General features: G+C 75.4%; 8 protein-coding genes and 3 tRNA genes. 9 read left to right on the top strand and 2 right to left on the bottom strand.

All coding sequences use genetic code 11. The features are described from left to right. Positions 1-20: 20 nt before the first annotated feature. Together ACFPP6_RS11295 and ACFPP6_RS11290 are read right to left on the bottom strand one after the other, a co-directional pair. Complete coding sequence (locus ACFPP6_RS11295) at positions 21-4,730, bottom strand: PAS domain-containing protein (RefSeq protein ID WP_382039785.1); 4,710 nt, start codon at positions 4,728-4,730, stop codon at positions 21-23. Positions 4,731-4,921: 191 nt separating this feature from the next. After that, entirely contained in the window at positions 4,922-5,401 is a 480-nt protein-coding gene (locus ACFPP6_RS11290) for an SSI family serine proteinase inhibitor (RefSeq protein WP_382039782.1), read from the bottom strand. A gap of 224 nt (positions 5,402-5,625) precedes the next feature. Between ACFPP6_RS11290 and ACFPP6_RS11285 the strand changes: the two genes are divergently transcribed. From ACFPP6_RS11285 to ACFPP6_RS11245, 9 genes are all read left to right on the top strand, one after another. Further along, positions 5,626-5,716, top strand: a tRNA-Ser gene (locus ACFPP6_RS11285). A 250-nt stretch (positions 5,717-5,966) separates the two neighbouring features. Then, a tRNA-Arg gene (locus ACFPP6_RS11280) sits at positions 5,967-6,039 on the top strand. Between the two features lie 26 nt (positions 6,040-6,065). After that, positions 6,066-6,139 (top strand) — tRNA-Met (locus ACFPP6_RS11275). 164 nt (positions 6,140-6,303) lie between these two features. Next, positions 6,304-7,062 carry a response regulator transcription factor gene (locus tag ACFPP6_RS11270; protein ID WP_382039779.1) on the top strand — a complete coding sequence of 253 codons (759 nt, stop codon included), beginning with the start codon at positions 6,304-6,306 and terminating at the stop codon, positions 7,060-7,062. Further along, entirely contained in the window at positions 7,059-8,585 is a 1,527-nt protein-coding gene (locus ACFPP6_RS11265) for a sensor histidine kinase (RefSeq protein WP_382039777.1), read from the top strand. The genes ACFPP6_RS11270 and ACFPP6_RS11265 overlap by 4 nt, the downstream gene beginning before the upstream one ends. 91 nt (positions 8,586-8,676) lie before the next feature. After that, positions 8,677-9,957, top strand: a complete 1,281-nt coding sequence (locus ACFPP6_RS11260) for a bifunctional glycosyltransferase family 2/GtrA family protein (protein ID WP_382039775.1) — start codon at positions 8,677-8,679, stop codon at positions 9,955-9,957. Between the two features lie 86 nt (positions 9,958-10,043). Next, positions 10,044-12,098: an ArnT family glycosyltransferase gene (locus ACFPP6_RS11255; protein ID WP_382039772.1), complete on the top strand. Its 2,055-nt coding sequence runs from the start codon at positions 10,044-10,046 to the stop codon at positions 12,096-12,098. Between the two features lie 77 nt (positions 12,099-12,175). After that, a complete protein-coding gene (locus tag ACFPP6_RS11250) occupies positions 12,176-13,690 on the top strand; it encodes an MFS transporter (RefSeq protein ID WP_382039769.1) in 1,515 nt (504 codons plus the stop codon). A 741-nt stretch (positions 13,691-14,431) separates the two neighbouring features. Beyond that, positions 14,432-15,217, top strand: a complete 786-nt coding sequence (locus ACFPP6_RS11245; RefSeq protein ID WP_382039766.1) for a TetR/AcrR family transcriptional regulator — start codon at positions 14,432-14,434, stop codon at positions 15,215-15,217. Positions 15,218-15,317 lie beyond the last annotated feature (100 nt).

The following is a 15,317-nucleotide window of genomic DNA, read 5'->3' as shown; positions in this document are numbered from 1 at the left end:
GCCGCCCGACCGGGCACCGGTCAGTCCGTGCCCACCTTCGACAGCAGGTCCACGATCCGGCCCTGCACCTCCGCGCTCGTCGACCGCTCGGCCAGGAACAGCACCGTCTCCCCGGCCACCAGCCCCGTCAGCTGCGCAGGGTCGATCCCGGCCGAGGTGTAGACGACCAGCGGCGTGCGCTTGAGCAGGCCGTTGCCGCGCAGCCAGTCGACGATGCCCGCGCGGCGGCGGCGCACCTGCATCAGGTCCATCACCACCAGGTTCGGGCGCATCTGCGTCGCCAGCGTCACCGCCTCGGCGTCCGTCGCCGCACGGCCCACCTGCATGCCGCGCCGCTCCAGCGTCTCCGTCAGGGCGACCGCGATCGGCTCGTGCTCCTCGATCAGCAGCACGCGCGGCGGGTGCATCTCGCTGTCGCGCGGCGCCAGTGCCTTCAGCAGCACCGCCGGGTCCGCCCCGTAGGCCGCCTCCCGCGTCGCCTGCCCGAGCCCGGCCGTCACCAGGACCGGGACACCGGCCGCGACGGCCGCCTCGCGCAGCGACTGCAGCGCCGTGCGCGTGATCGGCCCCGTCAGCGGGTCCACGAACAGCGCCGCCGGGTACGCCGACGTCTGCGCGTCGACCTCCTCGCGCGAGTGCACCAGCACCGGCCGGTAGCCGCGCTCGGTCAGCGCCGCCTCCGTGGACGCGTCCGGAGCGGGCCACACGAGGAGCCGGCGCGGGTTGTCCAGCGGCTCGGGGGGCAGCTCGTCGTCCATCGGCGGGCGCGGCGCGTTCACGACTTCCACCGCACCGTTGGGGCCGTCGAGGGGCTCGGGCCCCTCCGAACCCTCGTCCGGAGCTCCTATGGTGAAGGCACGCCCTGACGGGGCGTCGAGCAGGGGCGGGCGCGGTGCCGGCTGCGCCGGTGCCTGCGGCTGGCCCTGAGCGGGCGCCTGCGGCTCGCGCTCGCCCTCGGCCGGGTTGCCGAGCCGGCGGCGGCGGCCCGAACCGCCCGGCGCCGGCTCCTGGCCGGGCTGCTGGGCGAACGGCGGGGCCTGGCCCAGGGCGCGCACGCTGATCGGGCGCCCCGAGGTGTCCGTGCCGGGCGCCGCGGCGGCTCCGGCCGCGCCGGGCTCCTCCGCCAGGGCCCGGCGCGCACGGCGGCGGCCCGTCGGGGCGGGGACGGCGGGCTGCTCCGCACCGGCGGCGGGGCCGCCCGAGCGGGACGGGTCGGTCTCGCGCACACCCGTGGCGCCGTACGACGCGGGGGCGCCTTCCGGCGTCGGCCCATCGGTGTGCGGCGCTGCGCCGCCGTTCTGCCCGGGCCGGTCGTGCTCACCGCGGAAGGGGCCGGGCCCGTTCGGCCCGGACTGCGTCTTCGCGGCGTCGGGCCCGCCGGGCGGTCGCGTCGGGGCGCTGCCCGGCCGGGGGCCCTGACCGCCGGCGCCGGCAGGTCCGGATCCGGGCGCGGAACCGCCGGGGCGCGGGCCTGCCGCCGGGTCGCCCGGCCCGTTCGGGCCGGGGAACGGCGCGGGGGCGCTTCCCGCTTCCGCGGGAGTGGGGCCGTTCGGCCCGAGGAAGGCGGACGTGCCGCCGCCCTGCCCGGGGGTGTCCGGGCCGGTGGGTGCGGGTCCGTTGGCCCCGGGGAAGGGCGCGGGGACGCTTCCCCTGTTGGCGGGTGCGGGGTTGTTCGCGCCCAGGAAGGCGGAGGTGCCGCCCTGCCCGGGGCTGTCCGTGGCGCCGGGGCCGGGGAACGCTGCTTGCGGTGCCCTCGCGTCGGTGGGCGCAGGGCCGGTCTGGCCAGGGAACGGCGCGGGGGCGCTTCCCCTGTCGGCGGGTGCGGGGCCGTTCGTCCCGAGGAAGGCGGAGGTGCCGCCGCCGCTCTGTCCGGGGTGGTCCGTGCCGCCGGGGGCGGGGAACGGTGCCTGCGGTGCCCTCGCGTCGGCGGGTGCAGGGCCGGGTCGGCCCGGGAACGGTGCGGGAGCGGTACCTGCACCGGCGGGTGCGGGACCGTTCGGCCCGAGGAAGGCGGACGTGCCGCCGCCCTGCCCGGGGCTGTCCGTGGCGCCGGGGCCGGGGAACGGTGCCTGCGGCGCCCTCGTGTCGGCGGGTGCGGGGCCGGTCTGGCCAGGGAACGGCGCGGGGGCGCTTCCCCTGTCGGCGGGTGCGGGGCCGTTCGTCCCCAGGAAGGCGGACGTGCCTCCCTGCCCGCCGGGAGCGGGGAACGGTGCCTGCGGTGCCCTCGCGTCGGTGGCCGCGGGCGCGTTCCCGGGACGGCCCGGGAACGGTGCGGGAGCAGTCCCCGTACCGGCGGGGGCCGGTCCGCCCGGGGCGGGGAACGGCGCCGGGGCGCCTCCCCTGTCCGCCGGCGCGGGGCCGTTCGATCCCAGGAAGGCGGACGTGCCGCCCCGCCCGGCCTGGGCGTCCGGGCCGCCCTGGCCCGGGAAGCGGCCCGCGGACTCCGCCTCGGCGTGCCCGGCGCCGCTCCGGTCGCGGCCCGCGGGGCCCTCGTCGTCGGCGGGCTTGCGGGGGGCTCCCGGCAGGCCGCCGGGTTCGCGGGAGCGGTCGGCGTCGGCCGGGGGAAGGGCGAAGGGCGCGCGCGGGACGGAGGGTTCCGCGGCGGTCTGGCCGGGGATCGGCCGCTCGGGGGACTCCGCGAGGGCCCGGCGCGCCCGGCGCCCGGTGGGGGCGGCCGCGGCGGCGGACTCGGGCGTGCGGTCGGCCTCGGCGGGCGGCAGGGCGAACGCCGTGCGCGGCGCCTCGGCCTGCTGCGGCTGTTCCCTGCGCGCGCGCCGGCCCGTCGGCCCGGCCGGCGAGCCCTGCGGCGGCACGAGGCCGCTCGCGTCGCCGTCACCGGCCGGCTTCGGCTCCGCTCCCGGCGCCGGGCCCGGGCCGGACCCGCCGCCCCGGCCCGTACCGGAGGCGTCCTCGGGCCCGCCGCGCCCGTGCCGGGCGGCACGGGCCGCGGCAGCGCCGTCGCCCTCGGCCGCCGCCGACGGCACCGGCGGCTCCTCGTCGGTGCGCGGCTTGGCGCGCCGCCGCCCGGTGGGCGGGGTGTCGTCGTTCTGCGCGGGCGGTGCCGGCTGCGCGGCGCCGTCGCCCGCGGTGTCGCCGTCCGCGCCCCGGCGCGCCCGCCGCCCGCTGCCCGGTGCGGCGGAGGCGTCGGCGGCACCGGAGGAGGCGGACGCTTCCGCCGTGCCGCGCGCCCGCTGGGACGGCACCGGCATGACGGTGGTGGCGTTCATCGTGTCCGTGGCGGAGCGGCGCTCCGTGGCGGCGGGGCTGACGGGCCCGCCCTTCGCGGAGACGGGCACCTCCAGGACGTACGCGCTGCCGCCCGACGCGCCCGGCACGTCGTGGGTCTGCAGCACGCCGCCGTGCGCCCGCACGATGCCGCGCACGAGGGGTCCGTGGACGGGGTCGCCCCCCGCGTAGGGGCCGCGGACCTCGATCCGTACGACCTCGCCGCGCTGTGCCGCCGCGACGACGATCGTGGAGTCGCCGCTCGGCGCGGCGCCCGCGGGGGCGTTGCCCGTGGCGTCGACGCCCGCGACGTCCGCGATCAGGTGCGCCAGGGCCTGGGCGAACCGCTCGCGGTCGACCTCGGCCTCGATGGCCGGCGCGTGCACGGCGAACTGCGCCCGGCCGGGGCCGATCAGCTCGACCGCGCCGTCGACGCCCGCGGCCACGACCTCGTCGAGGGCAACGGTCTCCCGCTCCAGCTTGGCCTCGCCGGAGTCCAGCTCCTGATAGGCGAGGACATTGTCGACAAGGGTCGTCATCCGGGCGTATCCGGCGGACAGGTGGTGCAGGATCTGGTTGGCCTCGGGCCACAGCTGTCCGGCCGGGTCGGCGGCCAGGGTGCCGAGCTCGGCGCGCAGTTGCTCCAGCGGGCCGCGCAGGGACTCCTGCAGGACGGCCTGCAGCTGCGCGTGGCGCGCGGCGAGCGCGTCGTACGCACGGCGGTCGGTGAAGGTCATCACCGCGCCGACGAGCTGGTCGCCGTCGCGCACGGGCGCCGTGGTGAGGTCGACGGGGACCGCCCGGCCGTCCTTGGCCCACAGCGCCTGCCCGCGCACCCGGTGCTTGCGCCCCGAGCGCAGCGTGTCGGCGATCGGGGACTCCTCGTACGGGAACGGCGTGCCGTCCGGCCGGGAGTGGTGGATCAGGGGGTGGAGCTCGCGGCCGCCGAGGTCGCTGGCGCGGTAGCCGAGGATCTGCGCGGCGGACGGGTTGACCAGCACGACCTTGCCGGCGGTGTCGACGCCGACGACGCCTTCCGCGGCGGCGCGCAGGATCATCTCGGTCTGCCGCTGCTGCCGGGCGAGTTCGGCCTCGGTGTCGAGCGTGCCGGTCAGGTCGCGGACGACGAGCATGAGCAGCTCGTCGCCCGTGTAGGGCTGGTGGTCGGCGTACGGGGTGCGGCCGTCCTCCAGGTTCGCGCTCGTCACCTCGACGGGGAACTCCGAACCGTCCGTGCGCCGGGCGACCATGCGCGTCGGCTTGGTGCGGCCGTCGTCGCTGTCGGGCAGGCGCATGGAGCCGGGGATGCGGCGCGAGTCGAAGTCGGGCAGCAGGGAGAGCAGCCCGCGCCCGACGAGCCCCGTGCCGGGAACCTCGAAGGTCTCGAGAGCTATGTGGTTGGCGTTGACGACCGTGCCGTTGCAATTGACGAGCAACAGGGCGTCGGGGAGGGCGTCGAGTATGGCTGCGAGGCGAGCAGCGCCTCGGGATGGCCTGCTGCTCACGACGACGCTTCCTCCCTGGTTACCGCACCTTGCCGACCTCGCCGGGCGGGCGGTCCGCCGCGCCGTGGCGTGTCACTGGAGCGCAGTCTACGGGCTGCCGGGGCGGGCGCGGCGGCGGACGAGGCGTGCGGCGAGGCGCGCCGGACGGGCGCCGTGGGGCGTCCTGCCGCAGGCCCGACATGTCTTACGTGTCAGCCCTTGTGGTGGACGTGGGGGGTACCCGCGGGCGTGCCGAGCAGACTGGAGAAGCGGTCCCAGCGGTCGATCTCGCACCCGTTCTTCCGCGTGAACTCGGCCTTCACGGGGCGGCCGGCCCATTTGCCGGTGACCGTGGCGCGCTGCGGCCCGCCGTAGATCATCGTGCACACCGAGTCCTTGGGGACGGGGGCGAACGGGTCCTTGCCCCAGGTCGTCCGGCTGTCGATCTGGCCGCACGCCTCTCTGACGCGCGGGTGCGTGCCCCCGGCCGGGTGGCAGTACAGCTCGTAGGTCCGTACGCCCGCGACGGAGGGGCCGAACTTCCCGGTGTCGCTGACGGTCACCGTGAGGTGGTCGTTGCTCTCGGGGTTGGCCGGGGGCATGGGGAGCCCGGCGGCCGAGGCGGACGGGAGGGTGAGCAGGGCCGCCGGAGCGAGCGCGGCGGCGGCGAGGGCGAGGCGACGGAGCAGCATGCGGGACTCCAGGGTCCGGGGGGCAGGAGAGGCGGAACGGGGGGCGTGCAGGGCCCGGCCGATCCCTTCACCCGTCTAACGCGCCGGGCGGCAACGCGTTGCGCTCCGGAAAACGTCTTTGCCCCGCCCGGTGAAAGCCCGGTACCGTAGGGGTGCGATTGGTGAGCGACCGCGAGGTTGTGCCATCATCTGCATCGCACCACCCGCGCATGCGTGGGTGGGCTGGAGGCGTCGCCTAGTCCGGTCTATGGCGCCGCACTGCTAATGCGGTTTGGGCCTTAAAGCCCATCGAGGGTTCAAATCCCTCCGCCTCCGCAGTCGCCGGAAGCCCCGGTCGTCCTTGAGACGGCCGGGGCTTCCGCGTTGTCGGGTGTCTGTACGGGTGGTGGCGCCGGGGCCGCCGGGCGATCTTGTCCGCAGGGGGTCGCCGGGGCCGTTCCGGAAGCGCTCCGGAGGGTGTTTTCGCAGGCCGGAGCGGGTGCGGGGAATGGATTTCGCGTGGCGGCGGAGTTCATGTAATGTTGTCCACGCAACGCCGACCGGCAAGAAAACGCCGGGAAGCCGAGCGCTCGTAGCTTAACGGATAGAGCACTTGACTACGGATCAAGAGGTTGCAGGTTCGAATCCTGCCGAGCGCACTGACGGGAGTCTTTCTCCCGTTCGTCGCGGGGTGGAGCAGCTCGGTAGCTCGCTGGGCTCATAACCCAGAGGTCGCAGGTTCAAATCCTGTCCCCGCTACTAAGACCGAAGGCCCGGTACCTCAGGTACCGGGCCTTCGGCGTATCCGGAGTCTTCCGTCCCGTCCCGTCCGGGACGGAAGAGCGCGTGGAGCGCGCGCGATTCTCAGGAGAATCACAGAGAGCCGAAAGACGCCTCTCACGCGCCGCTCGCACCCTCGTCCCATGACGGCCGACCCCTCCCTCACCCCAGCCCCTGCCGCCCCCGCCCCCCTCCTGCGGGACGACGGCGGCCCCGTCAGGGTCCTCGTCGTGGACGACGAGGCCTCCCTGGCCGAGCTGCTCCGGCTCGCCCTGCGCTACGAGGGCTGGGACGTGCGCACCGCGGCCGGCGGCGCCGAGGCCGTGCGCGTCGCGCGGGACTTCCGGCCGGACGCCGTCGTCCTCGACGTGATGCTGCCCGACATGGACGGGCTGACCGTGCTGGGGCGGCTGCGCCGCGAGCGCGCAGAGGTGCCGGTGCTCTTCCTCACCGCCAAGGACGCCGTCGAGGACCGCATCGCCGGCCTCACCGCCGGCGGCGACGACTACGTGACCAAGCCCTTCAGCCTGGAGGAGGTCGTCGCCCGGCTGCGCGGGCTGCTGCGCCGGGCCCGCGCCGTCGCGCCGCGCCCCGGCTCCGTCCTCACCGTGGGCGACCTGGTCCTGGACGAGGACAGCCACGAGGTCTCCCGCGGCGGCACGGACATCCACCTCACCGCCACCGAGTTCGAGCTGCTGCGCTTCCTCATGCGCAACCCGCGGCGCGTGCTGAGCAAGCCGCAGATCCTCGACCGGGTCTGGTCGTACGACTTCGGCGGCCAGGCCAATGTCGTGGAGCTCTACATCTCCTACCTGCGGCGGAAGATCGACGCCGGACGCGAGCCGATGATCCACACGCGGCGCGGCGCCGGCTACCTCATCAAGCCGGCCGCGCCGGCGTGAGCCGCCCGCGGCCGCTGCGGACGCGCCTCGTGCTGTCCACCGTCGTGCTGGTCGCCGTCGTCTGCGCGGTGATCGGCACGGTCACGGCCATCGTGCTGCGCAGCTACCTGTACGGGCAGCTCGACACGCAGCTCGGCGAAGCGGCGCGGCGGGCCGCGGCGCCCCACCCGCCGGACATCCAGGCCCGCAGGGGCGGCCCGCTGAGCTTCGTGCAGGGCGGCGGCCAGCCCATCGGCACCGTCGGCGCGCTCACCGCGCCCGACGGCCGCATCGCCGACTCGGCCGTCAGCACGCCCGCCCGCACCACGCGGGGCGGCGAGCCCGTGCGCGAACCGCTGACCTCCGCCCAGAGCGAGGCCCTCGCGGCGCTCCCCCGCGACGGCAGGCCGCACGACGTCGGACTGCCCGGGCGCGGACAGTACCGCGCCCAGTCCGTCACCGCCCCCGACGGCACGACGTACCTGGTCGGCATCCCCGCCGCCGGCGTTCAGGAGACCCTCAACACCCTTGTCGTGGTGGAGGTATGCGTGACCGCGGCCGGGCTCGCAGCCGCCGGGATCGCCGCCGCGGCCACCGTACGGATCGCGCTGGGGCCGCTGCGGCGGGTCGCCGCGACGGCCACGCGCGTCTCCGAACTCCCCCTGCACAGAGGGGAAGTGGCCCTGCACGAGCGCGTGCCCGAGGCGGAAGCCGATCCGCGGACCGAGGTCGGTCAGGTCGGCGCGGCGCTCAACCGTATGCTGGGGCACGTGGGTTCGGCGCTGACGGCGCGCCAGGAGAGCGAGACGAGGGTCCGGCAGTTCGTCGCGGACGCGAGTCACGAGCTGCGGACGCCGCTCGCCTCCATCCGCGGCTACGCCGAACTCACGCGCCGGGCCGTGCCCGGCGGGGGCGCCGGGGAAGGCCGCGAAGAGATCGGGCCGGTCACCCGGCACGCGCTCGGCCGCATCGAGTCCGAGGCGCACCGGATGACCGGGCTCGTCGAGGACCTGCTGCTCCTCGCCCGCCTGGACGCCGGCCGCCCGCAGGCGCTCGCGGACCTCGACCTCTCTCCGCTCGTGGTCGACGCCGTGAGCGACGCGCGGGCGGCCGGGCCGGGCCACGCGTGGCGCCTCGACCTGCCGGCCGAGCCGGTGACGGTACGGGGCGAGGCGGCCCGTCTGCACCAGGTCCTCGTCAACCTGCTGGCCAACGCCCGTACGCACACGCCGGCGGGGACGACGGTGACCGCTCGCGTACGGGTTGCCTCCGGCGGTGGGCTCGTGGAGGCCGAGGTGGAGGACGACGGGCCCGGCATCCCGGCGGAGTTGCTGCCGCACGTCTTCGAGCGGTTCGCGCGGGGGGACGCGTCGCGGACGCGGACCGGGGCGGGGGGTTCGGGGCTGGGGCTCGCGATCGTACGGGCGGTCGTTGCGGCGCACGGGGGACGGGTGGGGGTGGCGAGCGTGCCCGGGCGGACCGTTTTCACGGTGGAACTGCCGGTGCGGCACCGCCGGGTCCATCGACAGGACCGACAGGGCTGAGCGCCGTCGCGGCGGGGGATCAGTACCGATTCACAGGCCCGGCACAGGGCGCCCACACGCTCGCGACAGGCGCCCCCGGCACGGTCGGCTCATGACTGCCGACAGCCCGCCTCTTCCCGCCCGCGCGCCCCTCCCGGTGAGCGGTCACGGCACCGTGCTCGACGTCGTGATCCCCGTCCACAACGAGGAGGACGACCTGGAGGCGTGCGTGCGCCGGCTGCACGCGCACCTCACGGCGACCTTTCCGTACGGGTTCCGGATCACCGTCGCGGACAACGCGAGCACCGACCGCACGCCCGAGGTCTCCGCCGCCCTGGACGAAGCCTTCGACGAGGTGACCGCCGTCCGGCTGGAGGAGAAGGGGCGCGGGCGGGCGCTGCACACCGTCTGGTCGCTGTCCGAGGCGCCCGTGCTCGCCTATATGGACGTCGACCTGTCCACCGGTCTCAACGCCGTGCTTCCGCTCGTCGCCCCGCTGGTCTCCGGCCACTCCGACCTGGCCATAGGGACCCGGCTCGCGGGGGGTTCGCGCGTGGTGCGCGGGCCCAGGAGGGAGTTCGTGTCCCGCGCCTACAACGTCCTGTTGCGGACGGGGCTCGCGGCGCGGTTCTCTGACGCGCAGTGCGGGTTCAAGGCGGTCCGCAAGGACGTCGCCGAGCGGCTGCTGCCGCTCGTCGAGGACACGGGGTGGTTCTTCGACACCGAGCTGCTGGTGCTGGCCGAGCGGGCGGGCCTGCGGATCCACGAGGTGCCGGTGGACTGGGTCGACGACCCGGACAGCTCCGTGCGGATCGTCCGCACGGCGGCCGACGACCTGCGGGGCGTGTGGCGCGTGGGGCGCGCCCTCGCCACGGGGGCGCTGCCGCTGGACCGGCTGCGCCGCCCCTTCGGGGACGATCCGCGCGACCGGGCGGTGCCGGGCGTGCCGCGGGGCCTGGCCCGGCAGCTGCTGGGCTTCTGCGCGGTGGGCGTCCTCAGCACGGGCTTCTACCTGGCGCTGTACTCGCTGCTGCGCACGGCCACCGGGCCGCAGGCGGCGAACGCGGCCGCGCTGCTGCTGTCGGCCCTCGCCAACACCGCGGCCAACCGGCGGCTGACCTTCGGGGTGCGCGGGCGTGACCGCGCGGTGCGTCACCAGGCGCAGGGCCTGGTGGTCTTCGCGATCGGCCTGGTCCTGACCAGCGGTTCGCTCGCCGCGCTGCACGCGGCGGGCGGCTCCCCGGCCGCCCAGGGCGCTTCTCCCGGCCCTTCCCACGGTGCCGAACTCGCCGTGCTCGTCACGGCCAACCTCGCGGCGACGGTGCTGCGGTTCCTGCTGCTGCGGGCGTGGGTGTTCCCGGCGGCGGCCTCTGCGACAAGGAACGAACGATGACGACGTCGACCACTTCGACCACGTCGACCACTTTGACCACGACGGTCACGTCTACCTCGTCTACCTCGTCTACCTCGTCGACCTCGATGACGAAGGGCGCGAAGCTGCGGCTCGTGGCGCTCCTCGCCGTCACCGGCGCGCTCTACCTCTGGGACCTCGGCGCGTCCGGCTACGCCAACCAGTTCTACGCCGCGGCCGCGCAGGCGGGCGGCGCGAGCTGGAAGGCGTTCTTCTTCGGCGCATCCGACGCCGCCGGGGCGATCACCGTCGACAAGCCGCCGGCCGCGCTCTGGCCGATGGGCCTGTCCGTACGGCTCTTCGGGCTCGGCCCGTGGGCGATCCTCGTGCCCGAGGCCTTGATGGGTGTGGCCGCGGTGGGGGTGCTGTACGCCTCCGTGCGGCGGTACTTCGGGGAGGCGGCCGGGCTGCAGGCGGGCGCGGCGTTCGCGCTGACGCCCGTCGCCGCGCTGATGTTCCGCTTCGACAACCCCGATGCGCTGCTGTGCCTGCTGATGGTGTGCGCCGTGGCGTGCGTCCTGCGGGCGCTGGAGGCCGGGCGGACGGGGTGGCTGCTCCTGGCGGGGCTCTGCTTCGGTCTCGGTTTCCTCACCAAGACGCTGCAGGCGTGGCTGATCCTGCCGCCGCTCGCCCTGCTGTACGCGGTGTGCGCGCCGGTGCGGCCGCTGCGGCGGGCGGGGCAGCTGCTGCTCGCGGGGCTGGTGACCGTCGTCTCCGGCGGCTGGTGGGTCACCGTGGTCGAGCTGTGGCCCGCGGATTCGCGCCCGTACATCGGCGGCTCGCAGCACAACAGCTTCCTCGAACTCACCTTCGGCTACAACGGACTCGGCCGTCTCAACGGCAACGAGACCGGGAGCGTGGGCGGAGGCGGCGGCCCGGGTGGCGGCGGGCGCTGGGGCGAGACCGGCATCCTGCGGCTGTTCGGGACGGACATGGGCGGCCAGATCGCCTGGCTGCTGCCCGCGGCGTTCGCACTGCTGCTGGCGGGGCTGCTGCTGACGCGGCGCGCCGGGAGGACGGACATCCGCCGGGCGGCGTTCCTGGCGTGGGGCGGGGCGCTGCTGATGACCTTCGCGGTCTTCAGCTTCATGTCCGGGATCTTCCACCAGTACTACAACGTCGCCCTGGCGCCGTACGTGGCGGCGCTCACCGGCATGGGATCCGTACTGCTGTGGCGGCGCCGGGCGTTCGCCCCGCTGGCCGCGGTGGTGACGGGGACGGCCGCCTGGGCGTACGTCCTCCTCGGCCGCACTCCGCAGTGGCTGCCGTGGCTGAAGTGGGCCGTGCTGCTGGGCGGTGTCGCGGCGGGGTGTGCGCTGCTGCTCGTACGGCGAGGGCGGGTGCGGGGGAGCGGGCGGGACGGTGCGCCGGCGCGCGGGGCCGTGGCGGTGGCCGTGGCCCTGTCCACCGGCAGCGCGCTGGCGGCGCCGCTCGCGTACACGCTGAACACCGTGCGCACGCCGCACGGCGGGTCGATCGTGACGGCCGGGCCGGCGGTGGAGGGTGCGGGGCGGTTCGGTGGCGGTGGCGGAGGTGGCGGCATGCGGGCGGCCGGGCGGGGCGGCGAACGGTTCGCAGGGCCGGGGGGTGCGCCGCCCGGCCCCGGCGGCAAGGGTCCGCGGGGGGACCGCGGTTCCGGGGGCTTCGGCGGCCCTGGGGGTCCCAGTGGTCCCGGCGGTTCCGGTGGTCCCGGTGGGGCCGAGGGGTACGGCCGGCCCGGCGGCGGAGCCATGGGCGGTCTGCTCGGCGGTCAGCGCGTGGGGGCCGCCGCGGCCGCCGCGGTGAAGAAGGACGCCGCGTCGTACACCTGGGCGGCCGCCGCCGTCGGCTCGCAGAACGCGGCCGCCTACCAGCTCGCCGCGCAGGTGCCGGTGATGGCCGTCGGCGGCTTCAACGGGAGCGATCCGTCGCCGAGGCTGCGGCAGTTCGAGGCGTGCGTGGCGGCCGGGAAGGTGCACTACTTCATCGCCTCCGGCGGCGCGGAACGGCGGGGCGGGCCCGGCGGCGGCGCGCGGGGGAGCTCCGTCTCCGCGGAGATCGCGGCCTGGGTGGAGGCGCGTTTCACCAAGGTCGCGGTGGGTGGGGCGACGCTCTACGACCTGACGAGGCCGGTGCGGAAATAAAGCCTTGTACGGCGTAGAGGAGTTCTTGTACGGTGTACGACGCAAGCCAGTCATACGCTGTACAAGGGGGATCGCGCATGTCAGCGCCGACCACGGAATCACCGAGCTCCGCCGCCGCACCGCGGCCGGAGCGCAACCCCACCCGGTGGGTGGTGCTCGCCGTGATCTGCCTCGCCCAGCTCACGGTCCTGCTCGACAACACCGTCCTCACGGTCGCCATCCCCTCCCTCACGGAGGAGATGGGCGCCGCGACGTCCGACATCCAGTGGATGATCAACGCCTATTCGCTGGTCCAGGCCGGGCTCCTGCTCACGGCGGGCAGCGCCGCCGACCGCTACGGACGCAAGAAGCTGCTCGCCGCCGGGCTCGCCCTCTTCGGCATCGGCTCGCTCGCGGCGGGCCTGTCGGAGACCACCGGGCAGCTGATCGCCGCCCGCGCCGGCATGGGCGTCGGCGGGGCGCTGCTCATGACCACCACGCTCGCCGTGATCGTCCAGGTCTTCGACGACGAGGAGCGCACCAAGGCGATCGGGCTGTGGGGCGCGGTCAGCTCGCTCGGCTTCGCCGCCGGGCCGCTGATCGGCGGGGCGCTCCTCAACCACTTCTGGTGGGGCTCGATCTTCCTGATCAACCTGCCGGTGGCGGTGCTCGGACTGCTGGCCGTCCTCAAGTGGGTGCCGGAGTCCAAGAACCCGGCCGGTGAGCGGCCCGACCTGCTCGGTGCGCTGCTGTCCACGATCGGCATGACCGGCGTCACCTTCGCGATCATCTCCGGGCCCGAGCACGGGTGGACGTCCGCGCGGGTGCTCGTCTCGGGCGCCGTGGGCGTCGTGGTGCTGGCGGCGTTCGCCGTGTGGGAGCGGCGGGCTCCGTACCCGATGCTCGACATGCAGTTCTTCCGCAACCGGCGGTTCGTGGGCGCGGTCTCCGGCTCCATCCTCGTCGCCTTCGGCATGGGCGGGTCCTTCTTCCTGCTCACGCAGCACCTGCAGCTCGTGCTCGGCTACGACCCGCTGCAGACCGGTCTGCGGATGTCGCCGCTGGCGCTCGTCATCATCGTCCTCAACCTGACGGGCGTCGGGGCGCGCCTCCTGCCGAAGGTCGGCACGCCCGTCTCGATCGCGGGCGGCATGGGGCTGCTGGCGGCGGGGCTCGCGGCGATCGCGGTCCTCGGGGCGGACGGGTACGGCGGGATGTTCTTCGGACTCGTGCTGATGGGCACCGGCATCGCGCTGGCCATGCCGGCCATGGCCACCGCGATCATGTCCGCGATTCCGCCGGAGAAGGCGGGCGTCGGCGCGGGGCTCAACGGCACGCTGCAGGAGTGCGGCAACGGGCTCGGCGTGGCCGTGCTCGGCGCGGTGCTGAACTCGCGCTTCGCGGCGCTGGTCCCTGCGGTGGCCGCGGGGGCGGGCTCGCTTCCGGCGGCACTGGCCGGTGCCCGCACGGACGGGGACCGCGCGGCGATCGCCGACGCGTTCGCCACGGGGGTGCACACCAGTCAGCTGGTCGGTGCGGCGGCGGTCCTGGCGGGCGGCCTGATCGCAGCGCTCCTGCTGCGCAGGGCGGAACGCTCGGAGACACCGCAGTAACGCTTCCCTCGCGGGGCGGGCCCTTGAATCCGCGGCGGTGCCGTTCCGGCTGCGCCGGGCAGGCGGGGTGGGGCTTGGCCCCTTGTTTCCGCCGCGGCGGCGCTCAGCCGTTGCGGCGGGTTTCGGCGGTGCCGTTCCGGCCTGAGGTGGGTCCGGCACCGCCGGGTGGGTGGTGTGGGGTTGCTCGCCGTTGCGGCGGGATCGATGGGCCGGACCCATCGGGCCCCTCGGGCGGGGGCGCGTCGCAGGGCCCGGCCCCTGTATTCCGCCGCGGCGGTGTTCAGCTGTCGCGGCGGGTTTCGGCGGTGCCGTTCCGGCCTGAGGTGGGTCCGGCACCGCCGGGTGGGTGGTGTGGGGTTGCTCGCCGTTGCGGCGGGATCGATGGGCCGGACCCATCGGGCCCCTCGGGCGGGGGCGCGTCGCAGGGCCCGGCCCCTGTATTCCGCCGCGGCGGTGTTCAGCTGTCGCGGCGGGTTTCGGCGGTGCCGTTCCGGCCTGAGGTGGGTCCGGCACCGCCGGGTGGGTGGTGTGGGGTTGCTCGCCGTTGCGGCGGGGTTGATGGGCCGGGTGGTCCATCGGGCGTGTGGCCCTGAACCCGCCGCGGTGGGGGTGATGGGGCGGGGTGGCCCGACGGGTCCTCGAAGGGGGTTGCGGGAGCTGGGGCATGTTTCGGGGGCGCCCGGGGGGCGTGGGGCAGGGCCTAGCATTTGGTGCGGATGGGAAATGAGAGGGAGGCGCAGGATGGCGGGCGGCGGTAAGGGCGCGGCGAGCGGGCCGCGGGCCAGTGTGTGGCTGGCCGGGAAGCCCGATCCCGCCCCACGGCGCGGGGACGACCAGGGCGCGGGCCTCGACCGGCGGCGCATCGTCGCCACCACGATCCGCCTGCTCGACGCCGAGGGCCTGGAGAAGTTCTCCATGCGGCGCCTCGCCGCCGAGCTGGGCGTGACCGCGATGTCGGTCTACTGGTACGTCGACAACAAGGACGACCTCCTGGAGTACGCCCTCGACGAGATCTGGGCCGAGGTGCCGCTCCCGGACCTGACCGACGAGGGCGCCGACTGGCGCGACCAGCTCCGCGGCCTGGCCGAGGCCTACCGCAGGTGCCTCGCCGGCCACCCGTGGGTCTCCAGCCTGGTGGGCCGGTACCTCAACCTCGGCCCCCGCTCCATGGCGTTCTCGAACTCCACCCTCGCCGTGATGGGCCGCAGCGGCATCCCGCAGGAGCGCATCACCGGCGCGCTCGCCGCCCTCTTCCAGTTCGTCTACGGCTTCTGCACGGTCGAGGGCCTGTACAAGGAGCGCTGCCGGGCTGCCGGCGTCACCGAGAACGAGTACTTCCGGGACGTCATGAACGTGGTCTCCGCGAGGCCCGAGTGGGCGGAGACCTACCGGGAGGCCGCCGAGGTCACCGAGGTCTGGGAGAAGGCGGGGTCCGTCGCGGAGATGCGGCAGCGCGACTTCGGGTACGCGCTCGACACGGTGATCGCCGGCATCGAGGTCATGCGGGACCGCGGCTCCCACAGCTGAACGGCTCCCACAGCTGAACGGCTCCCACGACTGAAGGCCCCGGCCGGTGGCGCGCAGGCCGTCCCCTGCCTGTGCGCGCGCCACCACCCGGGGCCCGTCT

This window comes from Streptomyces aureoversilis (genome assembly GCF_042657885.1).
GTDB classification, from domain to species: domain Bacteria; phylum Actinomycetota; class Actinomycetes; order Streptomycetales; family Streptomycetaceae; genus Streptomyces; species Streptomyces aureoversilis.
This window is presented reverse-complemented; position numbering and strand designations above follow the sequence as displayed.